Raw genomic sequence first — 22265 nt, 5'->3', positions numbered from 1 at the left:
GACGTCGCCTGCCCGCGCGGAGCCCGCGAATGACAGAATGGCGACATCACCCCCGTATCGAGGAGACCCTGTGACTGCGCGCCCCGTCGAGCTGTTCGTCGACCCCGTCTGCCCTTTCGCCTGGATGACCAGCCGCTGGCTGCTGCACGCTGCGGAGGTCCGCGAGATCACGCCGAAGTATTCGGTGATGTCCCTGTCCGTCCTCAATGAGGGTGCTGAGCTGGACTCGGGCTACCGCGCGATGCTCGACGACTCCTGGGGACCGGCCCGCCTCGCGATCGCGATCGACCGGTCCGAGGGCAATGAGGCGTTCGCCCGCTGGTACACCGCCTGGGGCGAGCGCTACCACGTCGGCGGTCAGAACAACGACCGACGGGCCACGGCGATCGCCGCGCTCGCCGATGCAGGACTTCCCGACACTCTGATCGGCGCCTACGACCCAGTCGCCGGCGACGAGACCGACACCGCGCTGCGCTCCTCCCATGAGCGAGGGATCTCGCAGGTGGGCAACGACGTGGGCACACCGGTGATCTCCTTCGGCGAGGGCACCGCATACTTCGGGCCGGTCGTCTCCCCGGCACCGAAGGGCGAGGACGCCGGGAAGCTGTTGGACGCGCTCTCGACCCTGGCCTCCATCAATGGCTTCTACGAGCTCAAGCGCGCCCGCAGCGGCGGCATCGACTTCAGCTGACCCGACGACGGCCGGCCTGAGGGATGGTGACGGCTCCGCCGTCGTCCCGTCGCAGGCCGGCCGCTCCGCGACCCTCCCCGTACGCCCCGAAAGAGAGACCCCTGACATGCGCGTGCACATCGGCACCGACCACGCCGGCTTCGAGCTCAAGAACCGCCTGGCGGCGGTGCTCGAGCAGAAGGGCCACGAGGTCACCGACCACGGTGCCCACGAGTACGACGCCCTCGACGACTACCCGCCCTTCTGCACCGACGTCGGCGAGGCCGTGGTCGCGGATCCGGAGTCGCTCGGCATCGTGATCGGCGGCTCCGGCAACGGTGAGCAGATCGCCGCGAACAAGGTGGAGGGTGTGCGCGCTGCGCTGGTGTGGAACGAGGACACCGCACGTCTGGCCCGCCAGCACAACAATGCGAACGTCATCTCCGTCGGCGCGCGTCAGCACACCGAGGAGGAGCTCGAGTCGCTGATCGACATCTTCCTCGCCGAGCCGTTCCCGGGCGAGGAGCGTCATCAGCGCCGGATCGACCTGGTGGGCCTCTACGAGCGCACCGGCGGGTACTCGCAGTCCGCAGCGCCCGCCACCGAGTAATGCCCGAGGGTCACACCGTCCATCGGCTGGCCGCCGCCTTCGCGCAGGCCTTCGGCGGGCAGAGGGTGCGCACCTCGAGCCCGCAGGGCAGGTTCTCCGATGCCTCGCAGCTGGACGGGATGGTGCTGCTGGGCGCGGAAGCGGTCGGCAAGCATCTCTTCCTGTCCTTCGCCCCGGAGGAGGACGTCGAGCACGATTCCCCGGCGGTCCGGCACGTCCACATCCACCTGGGCCTGTACGGTTCGTGGACCTTCGCCGGCGAGCCCGGCTTCGTCGATGCCCACGCGATCGGCGCACCGCGGCTGCGGATCGGGGAGCAGGAAGTGGAGCTGGACGGAGAGTCGCTAGGGAGCGAGGCGCTGGACGGAGAGGCAGGGCGGACTGGCGCCGCCTGGTGCCGCGGCCGACCGTCCGGCTGCGGGTCGCCGGGCCGCAGGGGCTCGCGGACCTCACCGGGCCCACCGCCTGCGAGATCATGGATGCACTGGAGCGGCAAGCGGTCCTGGACCGCCTGGGTCCGGATCCGCTGCGGGCCGACGCAGACCCCGCGCGCTTCATCGATGCGGTGCGCCGCTCCCGCACCACCATCGGTGCGCTGCTGATGAATCAGAAGATCGTGGCCGGGATCGGGAACATCTACCGTGCCGAGCTGCTGTTCCGGGCCCGCCTGGACCCGTTCGTGCCCGGGAGGGATCTGAGCACCGGGACGCTCGAGGAGATGTGGGAGGACCTGGTCGCGCTGATGACCTACGGGGCCCGCACGGGCAGGATCGTCACCACCCAGCCCGAGCACCGCGACCTCGAGGCCCGCATCGTCGAGCGCTCGCGCGGCACCCGGCAGAACGGGGATGAGGATCCGGACGCGGTCTCCCGCGAGCGGTCCTTCTACGTCTACCACCGCCAGACCCTGCCCTGCCGGCTGTGCGGCACCACGGTGCGCTCGACGGATCTCGCCGCCCGCACCGTGTTCTGGTGCCCGCGCTGCCAGAGCGTCCGCAGCCGCCGCGCGAACTGGACCCGCGAGCACCCGGCGGCGCCGTGGGCGCTCACCCGCGGAGCGGCCGCGCAGGAGGCGGCGTGAGCATCCCGCCGCCACCCGCCACGACGGCCGAGGGCCTGCTCCCCGTCGGCGACGGACACGAGATCTTCTGGGAGGAGTCCGGCACCGCCGAGGGCGTGCCCACCCTCTACCTGCACGGCGGCCCGGGCGGTCGGCTCACCCCCGGATACCGGCGCAATTCCCCGGCGGACCGTGCCCGGATCATCGGCCTGTGCCAGCGCGGCGCGGGCCGCTCCACCCCCTTGCCGGGGGCTCCCGGACCGGTGGATCTGACGGGCCACACCACCGCCCACCTGGTGGCAGACCTCGAGGCGCTGCGGGAGCACCTCGGGATCGACGCCTGGATCGTGCAGGGTGTCTCCTGGGGGAGCACCCTCGCCCTCGCCTATGCCCAGCAGCATCCCGAGCGGGTGCTCGGCGTGGTGCTCTTCGCCGTCACCACCACCTCCCGGCGCGAGATCGACTGGATCACCGAAGGGGTCGGCGCGCTCTACCCTGAGGCCTGGGACGCCGTCGCCGCGCTCGCCGAGAAGCACACCGGATTCGACCGACGCGACCACGGTCCGGAGCGCCTGCGACTCATCGAGGCCTACCGACAGATGCTCATCGGAGCGGACCCAACCCTGGTCGATGCCGCCGCCCGTGCCTGGATGACCTGGGAGGATGCACACATCGGGATCGGTGGGGGAGGACCCTCCGCCGCGCATGCCGGAGCCGGGGACGAGCCGGTGACCGAGTACGAGCGCGGCTTCGCCCGTCTGGTCGCCCACTACTGGGCCCACGACGGGTTCGTCGCCGACCGGGCCGTGCAGTCGGGTGGTGAGCAGTGGGATGGCGCGTCCGGAAGTGGGCTCCTCGGCGGGATGGCACGGCTGGCGGGCATCCCCGGGGTGCTGATCCATGGCCGCCGCGATGTCTCCGGCCCTGCCCTGACCGCCTGGGAGCTGCACCGGGCCTGGCCCGGCAGCGAGCTGATCATCGTCGAGGAAGAAGGCCACGGCGGACCGCTGATGGTCGAGCACTGGCGCGCCGCCGTCACCCGGATGGTCGACGCACAGCTCGCGCGCCGGCAGTAACCTTCTCGCCATGCCTGTTCCCGACTCCACCCCTTGCGCGCACTCCGGCTCCGTGCTGCGCCACGCCGCCCTCGCCGACATGGACCCCCGCACGCTGTACCTCCTCGCGAAGCTCCGCCAGGACGTCTTCTCCCTCGAGCAGCGGGCCACCGACGTCGATCTGGACGGCCGCGACCTCGACCCCACCACGACACTCATGTGGCTCGAGCTGCCTGACACGGAGTCGGCGGCGCTGGGCCTGCCGGGTACGCCGGTGGCACACCTGCGCGTGCTGCGCGAACCGGAGGGCGTCGTGAGGATCGGCCGAGTGGCCGTGCACGCCGCGCACCGTCGTGGCGGGTACGGACGGCAGCTGATGCGCGCCGCGCTCGAGCATGCCCGCGAGATCGCACCGGACGCCGAGGTGCACATCGACGCCCAGGCCTACCTCGAGCAGTGGTACGCCGCGATGGGCTTCGAGACAGTGGGCGGGCTGTTCATGGAGGCCGGGATCGAGCACGTGGCGATGGTGCTGAGGCCGAATCGAGGCTGAATCGCGGCGGAGAGGCCCGACGCGACAGCCGGGCGGGTGCGCCGGGCTACTTCCCGCGAGACTCGATCAGCGCCACGATCTCCGCGCGCTCGAAGTACTTCGCGGTCTCCAGGGCGCTGGGGGTGCCCAGATCCGGATCGGCGCCTGCCTCCAGGAGCACCTGGGCGACGTCGGTGAAGCCCTTGAAGGCGACGCCTGCGAGCGGGGACTGACCGCGATCGTTGCCGAGATTCACATCGGCCCCGCGGGCGGCCAGCTCACGCACCAGATCGGCGTGCCCGTGGTACGCGGCGAGCATCAGCGGGCTGTTCCCGGAGCTGTCGCGCAGATCCACCGGTGCGCCCTGATCGATCAGGGCCAGCAGGGGAGTGCTGTCGCCGTTGCGGGCGGCATCCAGCAATGAGTTGGCCAGCGCGATCGCGGCCTCGTCGGTGATGGGTTCGTGGTCCGTCATGGCTTGAGAATACTGCGGACCTCTGCAGGGCACCGCGCGCCACCATGCGCTCTTGGCTGCGGAGAGGGGTGGCTGAGCGGGTCGGCAGGGCTCACCCCACCAGCACTTCCGCGAGCAGCGGCCACACCGCGAGCCCGAGCGCGATCACGACGCCCAGCAGGTCCGCACGCCGCAGCCGGCTGGGCAGCGCCCAGGTGCGGGTGGTCGCGGTCGCGAATCCGCGCGAGTCCATGGCGAGCGCCTGCTCCTGGGCGCCGCGCAGGGCGTCGACCAGCAGGGCCAGGGTGGCGTTGGCCAGCATGCGCGGGGAGGTGCGGCTGCCGAGCCCACGCAGCACCCGGGCGTGGGTGATGATCTCCCACTGCCGTCCCAGATGACCGGCCCGGACCAGCCCTGCGACCGAGGCGGCGATCATGCGGGCGGGCATCCGCAGCCGACCGCCGAGCGCATCCCCCAGTGCGGTGGGATCCACGCTCCCGAGCGCCAGCACTCCGGGCGCGACGAACACGGTGATGCGTGCGGCCTCCTTGGCGCCCAGCAGCCAGGCCTCCCCGGAGAGGGAAGGCGCATCGCCGAGCAGCGCGGTGGTCCAGGCCAGGCCTGCGGCCGAGAGCAGGATCGGGGTGAGCCGCAGCAGCCCGCCGCGGAAGGACCGCACCGCCAGCGGTCCCAGCAGCACGATCGGAAGCAGCGCCAGCAGCCCGCCCTGCCAGCTCTGCACCGCGAAGGAGCCGATCGCGGCGAGGATCCCGATCAGGCTCAGCACCAGGGGGTTCAGTGCATCGGCCGGGATCGTGCGAGCGCGGGGGACTGGGCCGATGGTGCGGTCGGGTCTTGTGCTGCCTGCCTCATCGCTGTCATCTGCCTCGCCGTCCGCTGCCTCCCGCCCGCTCAGGCGGTGCTCGACATCGCTCCGCGCGATCAGTGCCGGGTCATGGGTGGCGGCGACGACGGCGCAGCCCTCGGCCCGTGCGGCATCCAGCAGCTCGAGCACCGCCAGATGGCGCGCGGCGTCTAGCCCGACGGTGGGCTCATCGAGCACCAGCAGACGAGGATCCTGGGCCAGGGCGGCGATGATCGCGAGGCGTCGCTGCTCCCCGCCGGAGAGGGTGTGGGGGTTGGCCTGCCCGAGTTCGCTCAGGCCTGCTCGCTCCAGCAGCTGATCGGCGAGCTGCTCATCGCGTGCCCAGGGGGAGGCGAGCACCTCCTCGCGCACGCTCGCTGCGACGAAGGAGTGCGCCGGGTTCTGGGGCACGAAGGCGACCTGCTCCGGCGAGGGCCGCTCGACGCTCCCTGCGGAGGGAGCGGTCAGCCCGAGCAGCGTGCGCAGCAGGGTGGTCTTGCCGCTGCCGCTGGGGCCGGTGACCACGCTCAGCTCCCCGCCGCGCAGCTCGAGGTCCAGATCCTCGAGCACAGGCCGTCCGCCCCGCTCCGCGGCGACGCCACGCAGAGCCGCGATCACCTCACCGTCTCTCTGCGTGAGCAGCGCTGGTCGGACGGGAACGGTGGGGGAGTGGTCCAGACCGGCCGCGATCTCGTGGGGTGGCCCGTCGGCCATGATCCGTGCCTGCTCGCCGAGCACGATCAGGCGATCCACATGGTCCAGCCACGGCGCGAGGCGGTGCTCGGCGACCACCAGGGTGCGGCCCGCCGCGGTCGCCAGGATCGAGGCGCGCACCGCGGCGGCGGTGTCCCCATCGAGCATCGACGTCGGCTCATCCAGCAGCAGCACAGAGGGATCCAGTGCGAGCGATCCCGCCAGTGCGAGGCGCTGCTGCTGCCCGCCGGAGGCGTCCAGCGGCGCGCGGCCGGAGGGGAGATCCACCATGGCCGCATCGAGTGCGGCCGTGGTGCGTGCCTGGATCTCCTCGCGCGGCAGCGCGGCGTTCTCCGGACCGAAAGCGGCTTCGCGGCCGACGGTCGCAGCGACCAGGGCATCCACGGGATTCTGCAGCAGCAGGCCCCGCTCGCCGGGGCGGGCGGGGCCAGGGGTGCTGCCGGTCAGTTCCCCGGCCTCCTCGTCCAGCAGTCCGGCCAGGGCCCGCAGCACGGTGGACTTCCCGCTGCCGCTGGCCCCGGCCAGCAGCACGCGCTGCCCGGCAGGGATCTCCAGGTCGAGGTCGAGAACGGTGGGCTCGGTCCGGGAGTACGGATGCCAGGTGAGCCCCCGCAGGGACAGGTTCGTCACGCCCGGGCGTCGTCCCGAGACATGCCCTCAGCGGGTGCGCCAGCCGGTCCTGCTGGTCCCGCTGGTCCCGCCGATCCCGCTGATCCGGCTGGTCGCCCAGCGGCTGCTGCGGCCCGTGCCCGCTGGGCGCGTTCCCTGCCCGCCGGCATCGCGTCCAGAGCACCGGTCGCGGCCAGGGCGCGGCTGGCCGCCCATCCCAGCACGCCGCACAGCAGCGCCCCGGAGAGCAGGAAGAAGCCGAGCATCACGAGGGAGTAGGTCCAGCTCATCTCCTGGTAGTACGCGAACTTCTCCCACCCCCATTCCAGCAGTGCCGAGAGCATCCCGCCCAGCACCGCGACCGGCAGCGTGAAGCGGCGATAGCGGAAGGCCAGGAACGCGAGCTCCACGCCCCCGCCCTGCATCAGGCCGGAGATCGCAGTGCCCCAGCCCCACTGGCTGCCCAGCAGCATCGACAGCACAGCCGCGATCATCTCGGCCAGCAGCGCTGCGCCGGGCTTGCGCACGATCAGGGCGGCCAGGACGGCGGGCAGGAACCAGATCCCGGCCAGCAGTCCCTCGGCCGGTTTGAAGGCTGCGGTGAGCGGGCCGATCAGGGTGTACAGCTGCCCGTACCCCAGGAACGCGACGCCGAAGGCGGCGCCGATCAGAACCGTGACCAGAAGATCCACGGTGCGGAAACGAATCATCACTTCTCCTTCCTCAACGGAAGGGGCGTCCAGCGCCGAGGGCGCTGCACGGATATCCCGACTCCCTACGCCGGTGTGAGCCGGATCAGGTTCGAGGGTCTGCGCTCGGTGCGCACTCTCAGCACCGCTCGGTGCTCCCCTGTCAGTGGATGACAAGGAGCCACTCTACCCCGGCCGGCGCTCCTGGGCTGCCCCGGCGGCGCGACCGGCGGGGGCCCTCAGCGGCGGGCGCGGATCGCCTGGTCGACGGCCTCGGCCGTCGCCTGCGGATCCACCGGGGAGATGATGAAGTGGGTGGTGCCGCGGCCGACGATCTCGACCATCAGGCCGGGCCGGGTGACCATCACCCGATACGGGGCACGGGTCTCGTCCAGGGTGAAGATCTTCCGCCTCCCGACCGGGGTGAGCTCCTCGGCCTGGGGTGTGATCACGGTGCCGCGCCGCCACCCATAGCCGCCGAGGGTGACCCCGGCGCGCTGGGCGGGCAGGTCGCGCAGCTGCACGGTGCGGAACTCCTCGAGCGGCCATGGCTTGCGCGGCAGGAAGCCGCCGAGGCTCACGGTGAGTCCGTGCTCGTCGACGATGAAGCGCGTCCACTGCCCCATCCAGGTCCACACCGCCAGGGCGAGGAACAGCGCGACCACCAGGAGGACTCCCGGCAAGCTGGATCGCTGGGCCATCAGCACTGCGAGGATCACGCCGAACACCAGCGTGATCCCGATCCGGGTCCAGCCGATCCGGGAGGGCCGGGTGCGTCCCAGGTAGAACGGCGGCTCGGGCCTCACCAGATCGTCACCCGCTCCTCGGGAGCGCGGTACATCGCATCCCCCTCGACCACGCCGAAGGCGGTGTGGAACTCCTCGAGATGCCCCACCACCGTGTTGCAGCGGAACTCCATCGGCGCGTGGGGGTCCACGGCCAGGCGACGGATCGCCTCCTGGTCGCGGTTCTTCCCGCGCCACACCGTGGCCCAGGACCAGAACACGCGCTGCAGCCCGGTGAAGCCGTCGAGCTCGGCCTCGACGTCCGCGGCGTCGTGGCTGGCGAGGTAGGCCTTCACCGCGATCGAGAGGCCGCCCAGGTCGCCGATGTTCTCACCGATGGTCAGCGCACCGTTGACGCGATGCGCATCATCGAGGTCCCGGGGCGAGAGCTCGGAGTACTGGGTGATGAGCTGCGCGGCACGGGCGTCGAAGGCCTCGCGGTCCTCGGGGGTCCACCAGGAGAGCAGGTTGCCGTCGCCGTCGTACTTGGAGCCCTGGTCATCGAAGCCGTGACCCACCTCGTGGCCGATCACCGCGCCGATCCCGCCGAAATTCACGGCGTCGTCCGCCTCTGCATCGAAGAACGGCGGCTGCAGGATCGCGGCGGGGAAGACGATCTCGTTGCGGCCGGGGTTGTAGTAGGCGTTGACCGTCTGCGGGGTCATGTGCCACTCGGTCTCGTCGATCGGGCCGCCCACCTTGGCGTACTCGATGGCCGCTTCGAAGCGGCGCGAGGCGCGGGCGGTGGCCACCAGGTCGCCGGGGACGATCTCGAAGCCGTCGTAGTCACGCCACACCTCGGGGTAGCCGATCTTCGGCGTGAACTTCTCGAGCTTGGCGAGCGCCTTCTCACGGGTCGCCGGAGTCATCCACGGCAGCTGCTCGATGGAGTCGCGATAGGCGTCCATCAGGGCGTCGACCAGTTCGGTCATCCGCTCCTTGTGGGAGGTGGGGAAGTGGCGGGCGACGTATTCGCGGCCGACGGCGAACCCGGCGGCACCTTCGACGAAGGCGACGCCGCGCTTCCAGCGCTCACGCAGCTCCTCGGCACCGGAGAGCACCTTCCCGGAGAAGGCGAAGTTCTCCTCCACCAGCGCGGCCGGTCCGTAGGGCGCGTAGGAGGAGACGGCGTGGATCGCGAGCCAGGTGCGCAACACCGCGAGATCCTCTCCCGCCAGCAGCTCGGCTGCGGCGGAGACGAACTCGGGCTGGCTCACGGAGACCACCTCGAAGGCCCGCGCGGGCGCACCGGTGCCCTCGAGGAAAGCGTCCCAGGGGAAGGAGGGGGCGAGCTCGTGGCGCGAGGCGGAGTCCATCGGGTTATAGGACTTCTCCCGATCTCGCAGCCGGACCACATCCACATGGCAGGCGGCGAGACGAGTCTCGAAATCCATCACGGCGCGAGCGAGGTCCTCGGCGCCGCCGGCGATCAACCCGTCCCGGCCGGGCAGCCCGGTGAGCTCGCTGAGGCGGGCGAGGTGGCCCTCGTACGCCTCGCGGATCTCGGCGTAGCTGTCCTCGCGGTAGTAGGACTCATCCGGCAGACCCAGCCCACCCTGATGGATCTTGACCTGGTAGTTCGTGGAGTCCCGGTCGTCGGTCCAGACGTAGGAGAGCAGCGCTGAGGCGCCCGAGTCCGGGGCGGCCATGACGGTGACGATGGACTCGAGGTCGGTGGCGGAGGTGATCGTGGCGAGCAGGTCGTCGAGCACCCGCACGCCGGCCTGCTCGATCGCCTCGGTGTCCATGAACATCCGGTACAGGGCGCCCACGCGGCCATGGTCGGTGGCGGGGACCTCGCCGCTCGGCGCGTCGGCCGCATCCGCGGCCGCCTCCTCGATGATCTCCCGCACCCGCTCCTCGGAGAGGTCCCGGAGGGCGTGGAAGGCGCCGTCGCTCGAGCGGTCCGCGGGCATCTCGTGCTCCCGCAGCCACGTCCCGTTGACGTGGCCGAAGAGGTCGTCCTGGAGGCGGACGGACTGATCGACCTGATCCAGGGAGAGGCCCGAGGGGCGGGCGGCGGAGGTGAGGGCAGTGGTCATCATCGGCTCCTGCGAGTGGTGAGGGTACGGGTGGGGCGTGTCATGCAGTGTTCAGCGAGGAACAGGAGCTCAGAAGGAGCTCAGCCCGAGCGCGGCGAGCACCAGGGCCAGGAGACCGAGGGTGAACGGCACATAGGCCCACGACGTGCGTGACCGTTCGGCGGGGGCGCGACGCTGGAGCACCAGGGTGGACAGACCGGTGCCGATCGAGAGCACCACGGTGCCGATCACCAGCACCGGCGAGAGGATCACCAGCACCGTTGCGCCGACCTGGAACATCACGGTGCCGAGCACATCGAGCAGTCGCATGACCACGGTGGAACGAGCGCCGACCCGCTGCGCCAGCAGGGTGGAGATCGCGGCCTCGGACCAGTCGCCGGGACGGGCGATCCGCTGCCTGGTGGTGACGGTCTGCACGGTCGCGAGGATCAGCCACACCAGCGCGCACCCGGCACCGATCCAGATTCCCAGCTCGGTGCTGATGGCGGCGGGCCACAGCAGCAGGGCCACCAGCACCGTGGCGAGGCGCAGCAGCTCGTCGACGACGCTGCGCACGGCGAGCAGGCCGGGGTTGATGGCCAGATGCTTGCGGGTGCGTGCCACGAACAGGCTGGTGGCCACCAGCGAGACCAGCTGGAGAGCGCCGAGGGCGAAGCCGAGCAGCAGCGGTGCCGGGGTCACCGGCGCGAAGGGAAGGATCGCGAGCAGCAGGACGACGCCGAGCGCGGGGATCAGCAGCGCTTGGATCGACAGACCCTTGACGAGATCGCGGACCAGATCAGCACCCGTGGGCGGGTGGTCGTGGCCGGTGTGGTCGTGGGGGTCGTCACAGTGCGGCGCGGGCGCTGCGGGCGAGTCGGTCATGGAGCTCCTTCTGGGTCCCCACCAGCGTAGCGGGATGGACGCAGGTGAGGTCATCCAGCGCAGGTGTGGAACGATGGGGGCGTGGCGACGGATGCGATGAACACCAGCGAGGCGGGTCTGTCTGCCGCTCAGCGACAGCGTGCCATCGGCGCTGTCGTGGGGGCCGCGACGGGCGATGCGCTGGGCGCACCGTACGAGTTCCAGCCGCCGGTGCTCGACTCCGAGGAGATCGGCATGATCGGCGGCGGCGTGCTGGGCTGGCAGCCGGGGGAGTGGACTGACGACACCGCGATGGCGATCGTGGTGCTCGAGGCGTCCGTGGCGGCTTCAGACCGACATGACCTGCGCATCGACACCGCTCAGGACCACATCGCCCGCGAGTGGTACTCGTGGTCGCTCGGCACCCCGGACATCGGCACTCTCACCTCCCAGGTCGTCCGCACCGCAGCCGATCTCGCGCGGGTGGACGGCCACTACGCCCCCCGGGCCAAAGATTTCCGTGCAGCCGCCGCCTCGGTGTACGAGGAGATGCCGGCTTCTGCCGGGAACGGCTCGCTGATGCGCACGCACGCCGCTGTCCTTCCCTACCTGCTCTCGCCCGTCGAGGATGCGGTGGATGCCATCGAGGCAGTGTGCTGCTTGACACACGTGCATCCGGACACGATCGAGGCCTGCGTCCTGTGGGGCCTGGCCGTGCGGCACGCGATCCTCACCGGCGAGGTCGATGTGCGCGTGGGGCTGCCCGAGCTTCCCGAGGAGAGCCGCCAGCAGTGGATCGAGCGGATCGACGAGGCCGAGGAGTCCACGCCCGCGATGTTCCGTCGCAACGGCTGGGTGGTCGGTGCCTTCCAGGCCGCCTGGGCAGCGATCTCGGGGGTCTCTCCGATCCCTGAAGAGAAGTTCGCGCAGCGCGATACCCTCGTCGCCGCTCTCGAAGCCGCTGCCCGCTCCGGCTATGACACCGACACGGTCGCCTGCATCACCGGCTCCCTGATCGGCGCTGCTCTGGGCTACAAGGCGGTGCCGCCGGAGTGGCGACGCACGCTGTTCGGCTGGCCCGGGTACGAGATGGATGAGCTCAAGGGCCTGGTCGAACGGGTGATCGCCCCGATGGTCCACGACGCCGGGGCAGACGCGTGATGTCGACGCCTGCAGCTCTTCCGTCGGCTCACCCGTCCGCACTCCTCTCGACCGACCAGCCCGCGCTGCCGTCGGACCGTCGGCCTGCCCTTCAATCGTCTCTCGAGTCGATCCATCAGTCGGCGCCCTGGAACCTGCGGATCCTCGCCTGGAACCTGTGGGAGCTGCGAGGTGACCTCTCGGCCCTGATCGAGGCGGTCCAGGATCTGCAGCCTGATGTGCTCCTGCTCCAGGAGGCGCCACGCTTCGTGCTGCCGACGGCGCGGCTGCGATGGTTCGCCCGACAGATCGATCGCCGGATCCTGCTCGGTGGCGCAGGTGGGCGCGGGCTCGCGATCCTCGCGACCGACGAGGTCGCGGCGCAGGTGATCCGGCGCGGTGCGCATCCGGTGGCGCAGACGGTGTCGGACCTGAACTCCACGTACCCGCGCGGGGTCGCCGCGGTGCGGCTCTCCGTGCCCGGCGGAGGGGCGGTGGTGCTCGTCTCGACTCACCTCGCGCTGCAGGAGGACAACCGAATGCGACACGCCGAGCATCTCGCGGCACTGGTGCGCAGCGCGGGAGCCCCCGTCATCGTGGGCGGGGACCTGAACGAGACGGCCACCGGCACAGCACGGAGCTTCCTCGCGCCGCTGCTGATCGATCCCGCGGACCAGACCGAGCACACCTTCCCTGCAGCCTCTCCGACGCGGCGGATCGACGCGATCCTGACCACCGCTGGGGTGAGCGCGCAGGAGGCACGCGCCGTACGCGCCACTGTGCGGGTGAGCGCAGAGCGACTGTCGGGAGCCTCCGATCATCTGCCGACCCTGCTGAGCGTCTCGCTCTGACAAGACTCACTCTGACAAGGCTCGCGCTGACAAGGCTTGCTCTGATAAGGAGCCTCAGGCATCGGCCCCCAGCGATCGGCCCCCAGCGATCGGCTCTCAGCGGCCGGCTCTGGGCGGCAGGTCCTGAGCAATGGGTCCTGGGCGGCGGGTCCTGAGCGGCGGGTCGTGAACGTCAGTGGCTGCGCCGCAGCCCCGTTCGCAGCACGACCACATCCTCCTGGCCGCCCACGTGCCGGATGGCGATGCCACCGGGGGCGTCGCCCACGACGGTGAGCTGGGTGCGGTAGGCATCGATGGCCCGGCGCACAGCCTCCGCGGAGGCCGGCTGCTCGCGCCAGAAGAATCCGTGGGCGTCGGAGGTGGAGTCGGCTCCGTACCCGAGGCCTGGATCCGCAGGGACCTCGCTCGCGATCTCCAGCATGGGCGTGCCGGTGCGGGCGCAGGCTCCGGCCGTGACGTGGTGGGCTCGAACATGGTCCGGGTGCCCGTAGGTGCCGGCGTCGTCGTAGCCGATGACCGCATCGGGCTGGAGCTGGGTGACGAGGGCGGCGAGGTCCTCGACAGCATCGTCGATCGGACGATGGGAGAAGTTGTCGGCACCCGCGGTCTCGGAGGGGCCGGCTAGGCCCTCGCGCACCCACTGCATCCCGGAGTCCCGGTAGCGTCGCGGGCTCACCCCCGGGGCCAGGGCGGGCGCGGTGCCGAGCCAGTGTCGCTCGGAGATTCCGAGCGCGCGGGTCGCCGCCTCGATCTCGTGCTCCCGGATCTCCTCGAGCGGGCGGGGATCATCGGCGGGGACAGCTCCCGTAACGACTTCTCCTTCCTCCCCTCGGGTGGCCGTCACCAGCACGACCCGGGTGCCGGTTGCGACCAGCGAGGCGAGCAGCGCACCGGTCGAGAGGGACTCATCATCGGGGTGGGCATGGACCGCGAGGACCAGCCGAGCCGTGTCCAGCAGCTCCCAGGGATCGACGGTGGGTGCAGCTGCGGGGTCGCCGGCAGCATTCATGACGGCTCCTCGGTGGCGCGGACTTCGAACAGTCGGGCGTACTGCGACTCGAGGGTCAGTGCGGTGGCCTCCCAGGTGCGGGTGGTGGCGAACTCGCGGGCGGAGCTGACGGCATCTCGGTACCCGTCGGCGTCCCGCAGCAGGGACTGCAGCGCCTCGGCCCAGACATCGGGGTCGCGGCTGTCCAGCACGAGCCCCGAGGGGTCGACGGCTTCTTGGACCCCGCCGGCGAAGCGCCAGGCGATCACCGGGGTGCCGCTGGCCTGTGCTTCGAGGGCGACGAGACCGAAGGTCTCTGACCAGCTGGTCAGCAGCAGAGCGCCTGCGCAGCGCATCGTCTCGGCGAGCTGGTCCCGGTCCAGCGACCCCACGAAGTCGACCCGGTCCTCGATGCCGAGGTCCCGGGCGAGCGCGCGCAGCTGTTCGGCATAGTCCGCGAAGTCCTGAGAGGCGCCCCCGGCGAGCACCAGGCGGGCTCCGAGTTCAGGATTCAGGTGCGCGAGGATCTCGAGGGCGAGATCCGGACCCTTGAGCGGCTGCAGGCGTGCGGTGAACAGCAGCGTGGGGCGTTCTCGCCGCGCGGTGAGATCCGAGCAGGGATGGAACCGGTCGACGTCCACCCCGGGGCGCACGACGGTCAGCCGCGAGCCCGGCACGCCGTAGCGCTCACCGATGGTGCGTGCCTCCGCCTCGGAGACGGCGACCACGAGGTCGGAGCCGGTGGCGACGAACTGCTCGCCGGGGATCCTCCCGGTGGACTCGGCCGGCTCGCCGGCATCCAGGGTGCTGGAGCCTTCGGGGGCGGCCACGGAGTGGAAGGACTGCAGGTGGGGGATGCCCAGCTCGCGGGCGAGGGGCAGCGCGGCGACACCGCTGAACCAGTGATGGGAATGGATGAGGTCCCAGCCGGTGGCAACAGGCGCGTCGTTCGCGTCGCTGTTCGCTGGCCGGCCTGGTGCACCGCTGGTGGTGAGGGCTTCGCGCAGGGCTGCGCGGAAGGGGGTGATCGTCTGGTCCATATCGCTCTTGGCGAGCGGGGAGGCGGGGCCGGCGTCGAGGTGGAAGAGGCGCACCCCCTCGGCGATCTCCACCACGGACGGGGCCGTGGGGTCGGTGCGTCGCGTGAACAGATCGACCTGATGACCCCGCTGGGCCAGGGCCAGAGACTGCTCGAGGACCACCACGTTCATGCCACCGGCGTCGGCGCCTCCGGGCGCCTCAAGCGGTGAGGTGTGGAGGGAGACCGCAGCGATGCGCAGAGAGGTGGCCGACATGCCCGCCATCCTAGGCGCGCAGAACGTTTCTTCGGTGTTCGAGTGTGCAGCAGCGGGGCGGGGGAAGGGAGGGAGCTCCTGGTGTTCGCCCTCGACGAAACTTGGGGCGGCTTGCGTCACGGGAAGTTGAAACGGGCATGAACAAGGTGCGAGTCTGAAACGCATGGATACGGCGGAGAAGGTTGACTGGGCTGCGTTGAACGCCCACGCGGCGGGCCGTCCTGCCCGCCGACTGGTGTCGAAGGCGATCACCGCGGCGGGTGGTTCCCGGAGACCGGGGACCGTGCTCGATCTCGGTGCCGGTGCGGGGGCGGACTCGCTGCAATTCGCACGACAGGGCTGGACCGTCCATGCCTACGACAGTGATGACACCCTTGCCGCGCGGCTCGTGGAGAACGAGCGGATGACCGGGTCGGTGCAGTTCCACCACGGCGATCTCGCGACCGTTCCCACCTTCCCCTCGGCGCAGATCGTCTACTCGACATACACGTTGGGCCTGCTGGGCCCGGCCGTACTGCCCGGAGTCTGGCGGAAGCTGGTCGATGCTCTTCCTCGCGGAGGCGTGATGGCGGTCGACTTCTTCGGCACCAACGACTCATGGGCGGAGCGCCCGGATGTGGCGACTCTGCCGCTCGAGCAGATCGACGAGATGTTCCGCGGCTTCCAGGTCATCGACCGGTCGATCCGCGACGAAGACGGACGATTCCTGGCCGACAAGAAGCACTGGCACGTCATCACGACCCTCGCCCGCAAGCTGCACTGAGCCAGCCGGCATGCAGCCAGAGGAGGTTGCGAGCTGGACGCGCGATGAGCCGCGAGCAGCATCTCCCGGCTGCGGGCGGCACGTCGAGACCGCGACCGCTGGGCTAGGATCGCGAGCGCTAGGACCGCGAGCGCTGCGCCGTAGCCTTCGTGCCTCCCGCAGGTGAGATTCCGGCCCGGACCGTCTCCACCCCCTCGAGCACTCGATCACGCAGATCAGCGTGCTCCTCCATCATCGCGAGCCTCATCATCAGCTCCGATGCCACGCGCCACCCCTGGCCGGGCAGGGCCCGGCGAAGCGGGTAGAGATGCAGCCCACGACGCACCAGCATCGGCGAGGTGGCCCGTGCCGCGGCGCGACCATCGAGCACGTCGCGGATGGACGTTCCCAAGGCATCGGCATCCGCCAGCGCTGTATTCGCCCCGTGCCCGAAGTTCGGGGCCATGGCATGCGCGGCATCTCCCAGCAGCACCACGTTCTCCCGCACCGGGCTGAGTGCTGGCGCGGTATGGATCCCGTGGACGAGGGTGCTCTGCGCGGTTGCTGCGGCCAGGACCTCATCGATCTCTTCGCGATGACCGCCCACCACCTCGCGCAGGTGGGCGAGGTCCTCGGTGCGAGAGCTGGTGCGATGTTCCGAAACGCAGGCGAACCAGTTGGTGCGACGGCCGGGCAACGGCGTGATGCCGAACAGCCACCCGTGCCCCCATGTCTCGGAGATCTCCGGTGGGGCGAGGTCCGTGATGCCGCGCAGGACGGTCAACCCATGGGACCGTGCCCCTTGCGCGCCGGGCCACCCGGAGCGTCGCACCAGGGAATGAACACCATCTGCGCCGACCAGGAGGTTCGCTCCCTCGCGCAGGGGACGCACGTCCTCGATGCGGCGACGCTCGAGGTGCACGGTCGGTGGGAGCGATCCCCACAGGATCCGCACCAGCTCGGAGCGCGAGATGAGTAGAGCGTCGTCGGCAGGCATCGAGAGCAGAATGCGCCCTTCGGCCGTTCGCAGCGTGCCGGCTTCGGGGGCCACGGCCGCCGCCCGTACCTCCTCCACTATCCCGAGTCGTTCGAGCGACCGCTGTGCCGAGCTGAACAGGATCAGCGCCGTACCGACGGTGGGGACTGCGAAGCTCTCATCGTTGAGCTCCACGCGGTGGCCACCTGAAGCGAGCCGGATCGCAGATGCCAGCCCGGAGACCCCGGCGCCGAGGACGCGGACGGTGAGTACTGGTGGCATGGAGACGACTCCGGAGTCGAGGGCGGCAGACGAATTCCGGCTCATCGTAGAGAGCCGACAGCTCTAGGCGGGAGCGAGATCCGTCGGTGGCAGGTCTTCGGGAGGTTCCTGGGCGTCCGGAAAAGGCTGCTGCGGTGGGGTATTCCATCGTTCGGGAGCGTCGGGAGCGTCGGGAGCGTCGGGAGCGTCGGGAGCGTCGGGAGCGTCTGGAGCGTTCGCGGGCGGGCCCTGTCCCTCTGCGGGGTGGGGTTGCGGCGTGAAGATCGCGGGGGTGTACGAGATGCCCTGGGCTCCGTGCGGGCTCGACCAGAACCAGGCCTCCGGTGGTCTGTCCGCACGGAGGGCCGGCGCGGGGGACGACGGGCCGGCCTCGGCGGAGCTCATGTCCGTGTCTTCCCACGGCACGATCACCCACAGCCCATGCTCCTTGAGCAGGTTGCAGCGCACGCACAGCCCCTGGCCGTTCGCATAGCTGGTGCGCCCTCCGCGATGGTGAGGGATGACGTGGTCGCTCTGGCGGATCTTCGCGTTGCACCAGGGCGTGCGACAGGTGGTGTCCCGCCATCGGATCATCCTCGCCAGTCCAGTGGGGAACGCCCGCGATCGAGATTCCATCGCGATCAGCTCGCCCGTGCGAGGGTTGGCGTAAAGGCGCCGGTAGAAGGCGCTGACCTCTTCATCGGGGTGTTCCGTCTCGTTATGGCGCAGGTGACCTGGTGGCCTGCCGAGCAGAGTGTCGGAGACGATGTGGGCGGGGATGACGCCGTATCCCTCGAGCCGTGCGCTCTCGGCCTCGTCATCTCGGCCCAGCAGGGCGGTCTCGGTGATGACGATGCCGACTTCGATGCGGGGAGTGGGGCGAGGGCGACGGAAGGCGGAACCCTCGTCCGCAGTGCCCGGAAGTGCCTCCGGATACGGCCCCGACTCCGCAGGGTACGGATGCAGCACGGCATCGACCAGCAGGTCGGCTTCGAGGGCAGGGACGGACGTCTTCTCCCCGGCAGCGCGCAGCGACTCGGCCTGTGCGCTCAGAGTCTGCATCAGCCCGACGGCGTCGATCCCGCGCAGCACGGCAGAGATTCGTGCCATCCCATCGGCCAGCGGGGTCATCGTCACATGCCGCTCTCGCGCGGCGCGCTCCGCCCTCTGCCGTGAGGTTTCCGGTTCGAGCCTCTGAATCATCTCGTCGACGTCTTCGCGCAACCGCTTGTGTCCTTTCCCGGACAACAGCTGAGGGGCCTCGGAGATGATCTCGTCCAGGCGTGCGCACGTGGCGGGAGAGGCTGTGGAGAGAGCACCGGCCACCGTGGAGGACTGCTGCGCGGTGACCGAACCTTCCCAGAGACGGGTGATCAAGCGCGGCATGTGCTGTGTCAGCCGCCGAGCCGAAGCGAGGGAGAGGGAGGACGCGGCAGGGGTGATACGACGAGCCAGGGCGATCTCATGGCTCGCACCCTTGCCCTGCGAAGCGGTCGCCACCCCGCGTTCCGCATCGCTGCGCCGGATCCGCTGTTCAGCTGCGACCTGCCAGGTAGCGTCCATCGCAGCCAGCGAGGCGCGTAAATGGTCGATGCCGGCGAGGACGGCGAGAGCCTCTTCGGGAGAGTTCGGTGCAGTGTCCGGCAACGGGTCGCGGACCGAGCGGGTGTGGGAGAACGCCACCAACGTCGCAGTGAGGATCTGTGCGAGCACGGTGCGGGCTTCGCTGCTCGCCTCGATCTGGGTGAGGTGGGTGGCCACGGTGGCGAGGACATCCGCTGACGGCTCGGCCGCGGCCCGGCGAGGTTCGTCCTCGCCGGGGCCGTCCCCGCTGCTGTGCGGTGTCTCTGCGGTCATGCCTCGATCGTACGGAGGTTCGAATGCGTCAACCACCCCTGATCGGAATATGTGGACAACTCTTCTGTGGGGCGATAGATGTGTATGAACATGTGGATATGTAGGCTCGGTGGAGGATCGGTCGCACGGCTGCGCGGATCTCCTTCGGCGCACGGCTCCAGGGGTGAGTCTGCGCCTGTCGGGCACCTGATCTGCATGTGACCGGCGGTGAAATTCCGCTGTCGTGCGCCTCACGGCCTGAACAGATGTCCACGGGGCGAGCGCTGTGTTCCGCACGATCTTCGGCGATCTCGCTTTGTGCCGAGCTTGGAGAAGCCGTCGAAGGTGAGGAATCGAGATGCCGTCAAGAATGTTGTCGAATTTGTGGATAACTCGCCCTGGGGAGGAGCGGTCGATCTTGCCGGTCCGTTGCCGACCTCGATCCCGCCGATCTCGATGTCGCCGACCTCTGACCCTCCGTCGGTCAGCTTGCGGTCACTTGCCGCCCAGCAGCGTCAGCACTGCGGTGACCCGCCGGTGCACACTCGCACCCTCGCTGAGTCCGAGCTTCGCGAACAGGCGCTGGGTGTGCTTCTCCACCGCGCCGCCGCTGATGAACAGCCGCTCGGAGATCCCTGCGTTGGTCAGGCCCTCGCCCATCAGCTCGAGCACCTCGCGCTCGCGCGGGGTGAGCTCGTCCAGCGGTGTGCGCCGACGGGAGGAGATCACCTGACCCACCACGTCCGGGTCGATCGCGACGCCTCCAGCGGCGACCCGTTCGATCGACTCGAGGAAGGAACGGATGTCGAAGATGCGGTCCTTCAGCAGGTAGCCCGTGGCACTGGCTCCGGATTCGATCAGCTCGGTCGCATAGCCGACCACCACGTACTGGCTGAGCAGCACGATCGGCGCCTCGGGCCACTGTGCTCTGATCTGCTGCGCGGCGCGGAGTCCCTCGTCGGTGTGGCTGGGAGGCATACGGATGTCCGAGATCACCAGATCCGGCCGCAGCTCGAGGGCGCGGACCACCAGCTCCGTGCCGGTCGACGCGGTGCCCACCACCGTGTGGTCGGCCTCCTCGAGCACCAGGCGCAGGCCTTCACGGATCAGTGCCGAGTCGTCGGCGATCAGGATGCGCATGGGATCACGGCTTCGATCCTGGTCCCATGAGCGGGCGGCGAGGTGACCGTCAGGCGTCCCTCCAGGGAGGCGACGCGGCCTGCGAGCCCTGCCAGGCCGCCGCCGGTGCGCATCTCGGCGCCTCCGCGCCCGTCATCTTCGATCCTCACCCGGGCATCATCCCCGATCCGCGCCACTTCGACCAGGATGCGGCCGGCACCGGAGTGCTTGGCGGCGTTGGTGAGTGCCTCGGAGACCACGTAGTAGATGCCGATCTCGACGTGCTCGGGGAGTGTCAGGTCGGGGCTCTCGACCGCGGTGGGGATCGGGGAGATCGCGGCCAGCTCGGTGAGTGCCGCGGCGAGACCGCGATCGACCAGGACCGGTGGAGCGATCCCGCGGGAGAGCCGACGCAGGTCGTCCAGGGTCAGTCCCAGCTGCTCACGGGTCTCGCGCAGCACGGCCTGGGCTTTCGTCGGATCCTTCACCGCGAGGGCTTCGACCCGGGCGAGGTCCATCGATGCTCGCACAAGACGCTGCTGGGGACCGTCGTGAAGGTCCCGCTCGAGGCGGCGCAGGGCGGTGGACTCGGCGGTGCGGCCGGCGGCGCGCGACTGTTCGGTGCGCAGCAGCTGCTGCTGTTCGTGGTACCGCGAGCTCAGGAGGCCGCTCGCCACACCTCGGTGCAGAGCGGTCAGGCCTCGCATCACGGGGTTGAGTGTGACCAGGAACAGCAGGCCGATGAGGAACTGCAGGCCCATATCCACCGGAAGTGCAGAGGCCTCCGGAACCCCGAACAGCTCACCCAGGCCGCTGTTGTCCGCGGGAGGCAGCACCCGATCCAGGATCAGGGCCGAGACCGGCCCTCCTATCGTGGCGATCGCTCCGACGGTCCAGGCGATCCCCAGCGGGAAGGTGATCAGCACCAGGAGGAAGTTCACCAGCACCCACAGCGAGTCCAACCAGTTCTGCGGGTCCGTCAGAGGGGTGACGAGGCGGCGCATCCAGCCAGCGCCTGAGCGAGCGGTCCGGGGCGCGGGCGTCGGCAGCTCCGTGCCGAGGATCGAGGACTGCAGGGCGCGCTCGGCCGCCGCGAACCCGCGAGCGACCAGCACGCCGCCGATCAGGATCGGCAGGCCCACCCAGACGATCACGGTGGAGACGCCAGCGGCGAGCAGGGCGAGGACGAGGGAGAACCCGATCGTGCCGAGCACCAGGGCGGTCAGCGAGTAGGCGAGGAAGCGGCCGATCGGGGCGGCCCAGCGGCCGACGGACCAGCGCTGCGTCGGCGGAGCGGCCTGTGGGGGAGGTGCATCGAGCGTCTCGGGCAAGGTCATGGTGGTCATGTCTCCACTCTGGCGGCGATGGACCGCGCGCCCCATCCTGGCACCAGGTCTGCGGATGTCGGGCTGGCCCGACATGGGGCCGGGTCCGGGAGCGCCTCAGCCCTGCTCGCAGATCTCCTTGAGCGTGACGAGGTCTTCGGCGACCGCCGCCGCGTCCTCCGCGAACTCGCTGTCGGACATCGCGCCGCGGCGCAGGGTGAAGACGACCTCGCAGCGGCGCTCATCCAGCCCCAGCACCCGCAGCGGATTCATCACGGACTCGCCGCTGGGAAGGGTGACGGTGTGGTCCATGACCCCGTACTCGTTCTCGGGGACGAAGCTGACCAGCACCCGTCCCATCGGAGAGCTCATCGACCACTGGGTGACGTCGCGCTTCACCTCGCCACCGGCGAGACCCGCCGCCCAGCGGGGCAGGTTCCGCGGATCGCTCGCGAACTCGTAGACCGCGCGCCAGGGGCGCTCGATGACGATGTCGAGATGGCGGGAGGCTCCGGCGGAGGCCGTCGTGCCCTCGGTCTGCTGCGTGCTGTCGCTCATGACGGCGACGCTAGCAGGAGTGGCCGACGGGCAGGACCTCACACCGTGGCGGGGCGCGTGCCTCTGGCCGCGGCCCGGGCCGCGAGTGCAGCCTGCGCTGTTGCCTCGAGCGCGTCCTCCCAGCTCGTCGGCTGCAGACCCTCCTGTGTGGTGAGGACTCCTGGGTGCAGCACGCTCGGTGAGTACCAGAGCCCGGCGATCCCGTGCAGCTCGCGCGCGAAGGCGACGGCAGCGGGATCGATGAGC

At 70.3% G+C, this 22265-nt stretch carries 21 protein-coding genes, 1 pseudogene and 1 riboswitch; of the genes and pseudogenes, 9 read left to right on the top strand and 13 right to left on the bottom strand.

The annotated features are described in order from the left end of the window. Window positions 1-70 precede the first annotated feature (70 nt). The 6 genes and pseudogenes from Q0937_RS16765 to Q0937_RS16745 all read left to right on the top strand — a co-directional run bounded on the left by Q0937_RS16765 (window position 71) and on the right by Q0937_RS16745 (window position 3948). Window positions 71-691: a disulfide bond formation protein DsbA gene (locus tag Q0937_RS16765; RefSeq protein WP_299305988.1), complete on the top strand. Its 621-nt coding sequence runs from the start codon at window positions 71-73 to the stop codon at window positions 689-691. Between the two features lie 106 nt (window positions 692-797). After that, complete coding sequence (locus Q0937_RS16760; RefSeq protein ID WP_299305985.1) at window positions 798-1280, top strand: ribose-5-phosphate isomerase; 483 nt, start codon at window positions 798-800, stop codon at window positions 1278-1280. Beyond that, window positions 1280-1477 (top strand): annotated as a pseudogene (locus Q0937_RS18050) (Fpg/Nei family DNA glycosylase); the annotation flags it as partial. The gene Q0937_RS16760 and the pseudogene Q0937_RS18050, both read left to right, overlap by 1 nt. 197 nt (window positions 1478-1674) lie before the next feature. Next, a complete protein-coding gene (locus Q0937_RS18045; protein ID WP_363323243.1) occupies window positions 1675-2361 on the top strand; it encodes a zinc finger domain-containing protein in 687 nt (228 codons plus the stop codon). Further along, window positions 2358-3416, top strand: a complete 1059-nt coding sequence (locus Q0937_RS16750) for an alpha/beta fold hydrolase (RefSeq protein ID WP_299305983.1) — start codon at window positions 2358-2360, stop codon at window positions 3414-3416. The genes Q0937_RS18045 and Q0937_RS16750 overlap by 4 nt, the downstream gene beginning before the upstream one ends. A 10-nt stretch (window positions 3417-3426) precedes the next feature. Next, a complete protein-coding gene (locus Q0937_RS16745) occupies window positions 3427-3948 on the top strand; it encodes a GNAT family N-acetyltransferase (RefSeq protein ID WP_299305981.1) in 522 nt (173 codons plus the stop codon). A gap of 46 nt (window positions 3949-3994) precedes the next feature. On the opposite strand, the gene Q0937_RS16740 is transcribed toward Q0937_RS16745, so the two are convergent. From Q0937_RS16740 to Q0937_RS16715, 6 genes are all read right to left on the bottom strand, one after another. Continuing rightward, window positions 3995-4402 carry an ankyrin repeat domain-containing protein gene (locus Q0937_RS16740; protein WP_299305979.1) on the bottom strand — a complete coding sequence of 136 codons (408 nt, stop codon included), beginning with the start codon at window positions 4400-4402 and terminating at the stop codon, window positions 3995-3997. A gap of 91 nt (window positions 4403-4493) precedes the next feature. Next, window positions 4494-6590, bottom strand: coding sequence for an ATP-binding cassette domain-containing protein (locus Q0937_RS16735; RefSeq protein WP_299305978.1), 2097 nt, complete (start codon window positions 6588-6590; stop codon window positions 4494-4496). Continuing rightward, on the bottom strand, window positions 6587-7279 hold the full coding sequence (locus Q0937_RS16730; protein ID WP_299305977.1) for an ECF transporter S component: 693 nt from the start codon (window positions 7277-7279) through the stop codon (window positions 6587-6589). Before Q0937_RS16730 ends, Q0937_RS16735 begins: the two co-directional genes overlap by 4 nt. A 45-nt stretch (window positions 7280-7324) precedes the next feature. Beyond that, window positions 7325-7430: riboswitch (TPP riboswitch) on the bottom strand. A 67-nt stretch (window positions 7431-7497) separates the two neighbouring features. Next, window positions 7498-8064, bottom strand: a complete 567-nt coding sequence (locus Q0937_RS16725; RefSeq protein WP_299305976.1) for a hypothetical protein — start codon at window positions 8062-8064, stop codon at window positions 7498-7500. Continuing rightward, a complete protein-coding gene (locus Q0937_RS16720) occupies window positions 8061-10085 on the bottom strand; it encodes a M13 family metallopeptidase (protein ID WP_299305975.1) in 2025 nt (674 codons plus the stop codon). The genes Q0937_RS16725 and Q0937_RS16720 overlap by 4 nt, the downstream gene beginning before the upstream one ends. Before the next feature lie 69 nt (window positions 10086-10154). Next, on the bottom strand, window positions 10155-10949 hold the full coding sequence (locus Q0937_RS16715; RefSeq protein ID WP_299305973.1) for a hypothetical protein: 795 nt from the start codon (window positions 10947-10949) through the stop codon (window positions 10155-10157). 96 nt (window positions 10950-11045) lie between these two features. On the opposite strand from Q0937_RS16715, the gene Q0937_RS16710 reads away from it, so the two are divergent. Both Q0937_RS16710 and Q0937_RS16705 read left to right on the top strand, forming a co-directional pair. Then, window positions 11046-12089: an ADP-ribosylglycohydrolase family protein gene (locus tag Q0937_RS16710; protein WP_299305971.1), complete on the top strand. Its 1044-nt coding sequence runs from the start codon at window positions 11046-11048 to the stop codon at window positions 12087-12089. Beyond that, on the top strand, window positions 12089-12919 hold the full coding sequence (locus tag Q0937_RS16705; protein ID WP_299305970.1) for an endonuclease/exonuclease/phosphatase family protein: 831 nt from the start codon (window positions 12089-12091) through the stop codon (window positions 12917-12919). Before Q0937_RS16710 ends, Q0937_RS16705 begins: the two co-directional genes overlap by 1 nt. 172 nt (window positions 12920-13091) lie before the next feature. Here Q0937_RS16705 and Q0937_RS16700 read toward each other — a convergent pair whose 3' ends face one another. Both Q0937_RS16700 and Q0937_RS16695 read right to left on the bottom strand, forming a co-directional pair. Further along, window positions 13092-13928 carry a PIG-L family deacetylase gene (locus Q0937_RS16700; RefSeq protein ID WP_299305968.1) on the bottom strand — a complete coding sequence of 279 codons (837 nt, stop codon included), beginning with the start codon at window positions 13926-13928 and terminating at the stop codon, window positions 13092-13094. Further along, window positions 13925-15202, bottom strand: coding sequence for a glycosyltransferase (locus Q0937_RS16695; protein WP_299305966.1), 1278 nt, complete (start codon window positions 15200-15202; stop codon window positions 13925-13927). Before Q0937_RS16695 ends, Q0937_RS16700 begins: the two co-directional genes overlap by 4 nt. Window positions 15203-15365: 163 nt before the next feature. Between Q0937_RS16695 and Q0937_RS16690 the strand changes: the two genes are divergently transcribed. After that, the gene (locus tag Q0937_RS16690; RefSeq protein WP_299305965.1) at window positions 15366-15965 is read left to right on the top strand and encodes a trans-aconitate 2-methyltransferase; all 600 of its coding nucleotides are present in this window, start codon (window positions 15366-15368) and stop codon (window positions 15963-15965) included. A gap of 118 nt (window positions 15966-16083) precedes the next feature. Here Q0937_RS16690 and Q0937_RS16685 read toward each other — a convergent pair whose 3' ends face one another. The 5 genes from Q0937_RS16685 to Q0937_RS16665 form a co-directional block, all read right to left on the bottom strand. Then, window positions 16084-17247 carry an FAD-dependent monooxygenase gene (locus Q0937_RS16685; RefSeq protein ID WP_299305963.1) on the bottom strand — a complete coding sequence of 388 codons (1164 nt, stop codon included), beginning with the start codon at window positions 17245-17247 and terminating at the stop codon, window positions 16084-16086. Window positions 17248-17265: 18 nt separating this feature from the next. Continuing rightward, window positions 17266-19038: an HNH endonuclease gene (locus tag Q0937_RS16680; RefSeq protein WP_299305961.1), complete on the bottom strand. Its 1773-nt coding sequence runs from the start codon at window positions 19036-19038 to the stop codon at window positions 17266-17268. Between the two features lie 474 nt (window positions 19039-19512). Further along, window positions 19513-20157 (bottom strand): response regulator transcription factor, encoded by a 645-nt coding sequence (locus Q0937_RS16675; RefSeq protein WP_299305960.1) that lies wholly within the window; start codon window positions 20155-20157, stop codon window positions 19513-19515. Further along, complete coding sequence (locus Q0937_RS16670; protein WP_299305958.1) at window positions 20145-21482, bottom strand: sensor histidine kinase; 1338 nt, start codon at window positions 21480-21482, stop codon at window positions 20145-20147. The genes Q0937_RS16675 and Q0937_RS16670 overlap by 13 nt, the downstream gene beginning before the upstream one ends. Before the next feature lie 96 nt (window positions 21483-21578). After that, window positions 21579-22019, bottom strand: coding sequence for an SRPBCC family protein (locus Q0937_RS16665; protein WP_299305956.1), 441 nt, complete (start codon window positions 22017-22019; stop codon window positions 21579-21581). Window positions 22020-22265: the final 246 nt, after the last annotated feature.

The sequence above is a fragment of the uncultured Brachybacterium sp. genome, from assembly GCF_947500705.1.
In the GTDB taxonomy this organism is placed as follows: Bacteria; Actinomycetota; Actinomycetes; order Actinomycetales; family Dermabacteraceae; genus Brachybacterium.
Note: the sequence above shows the minus strand (reverse complement) of the source record. Positions and strands in the feature narration are given on the sequence as shown.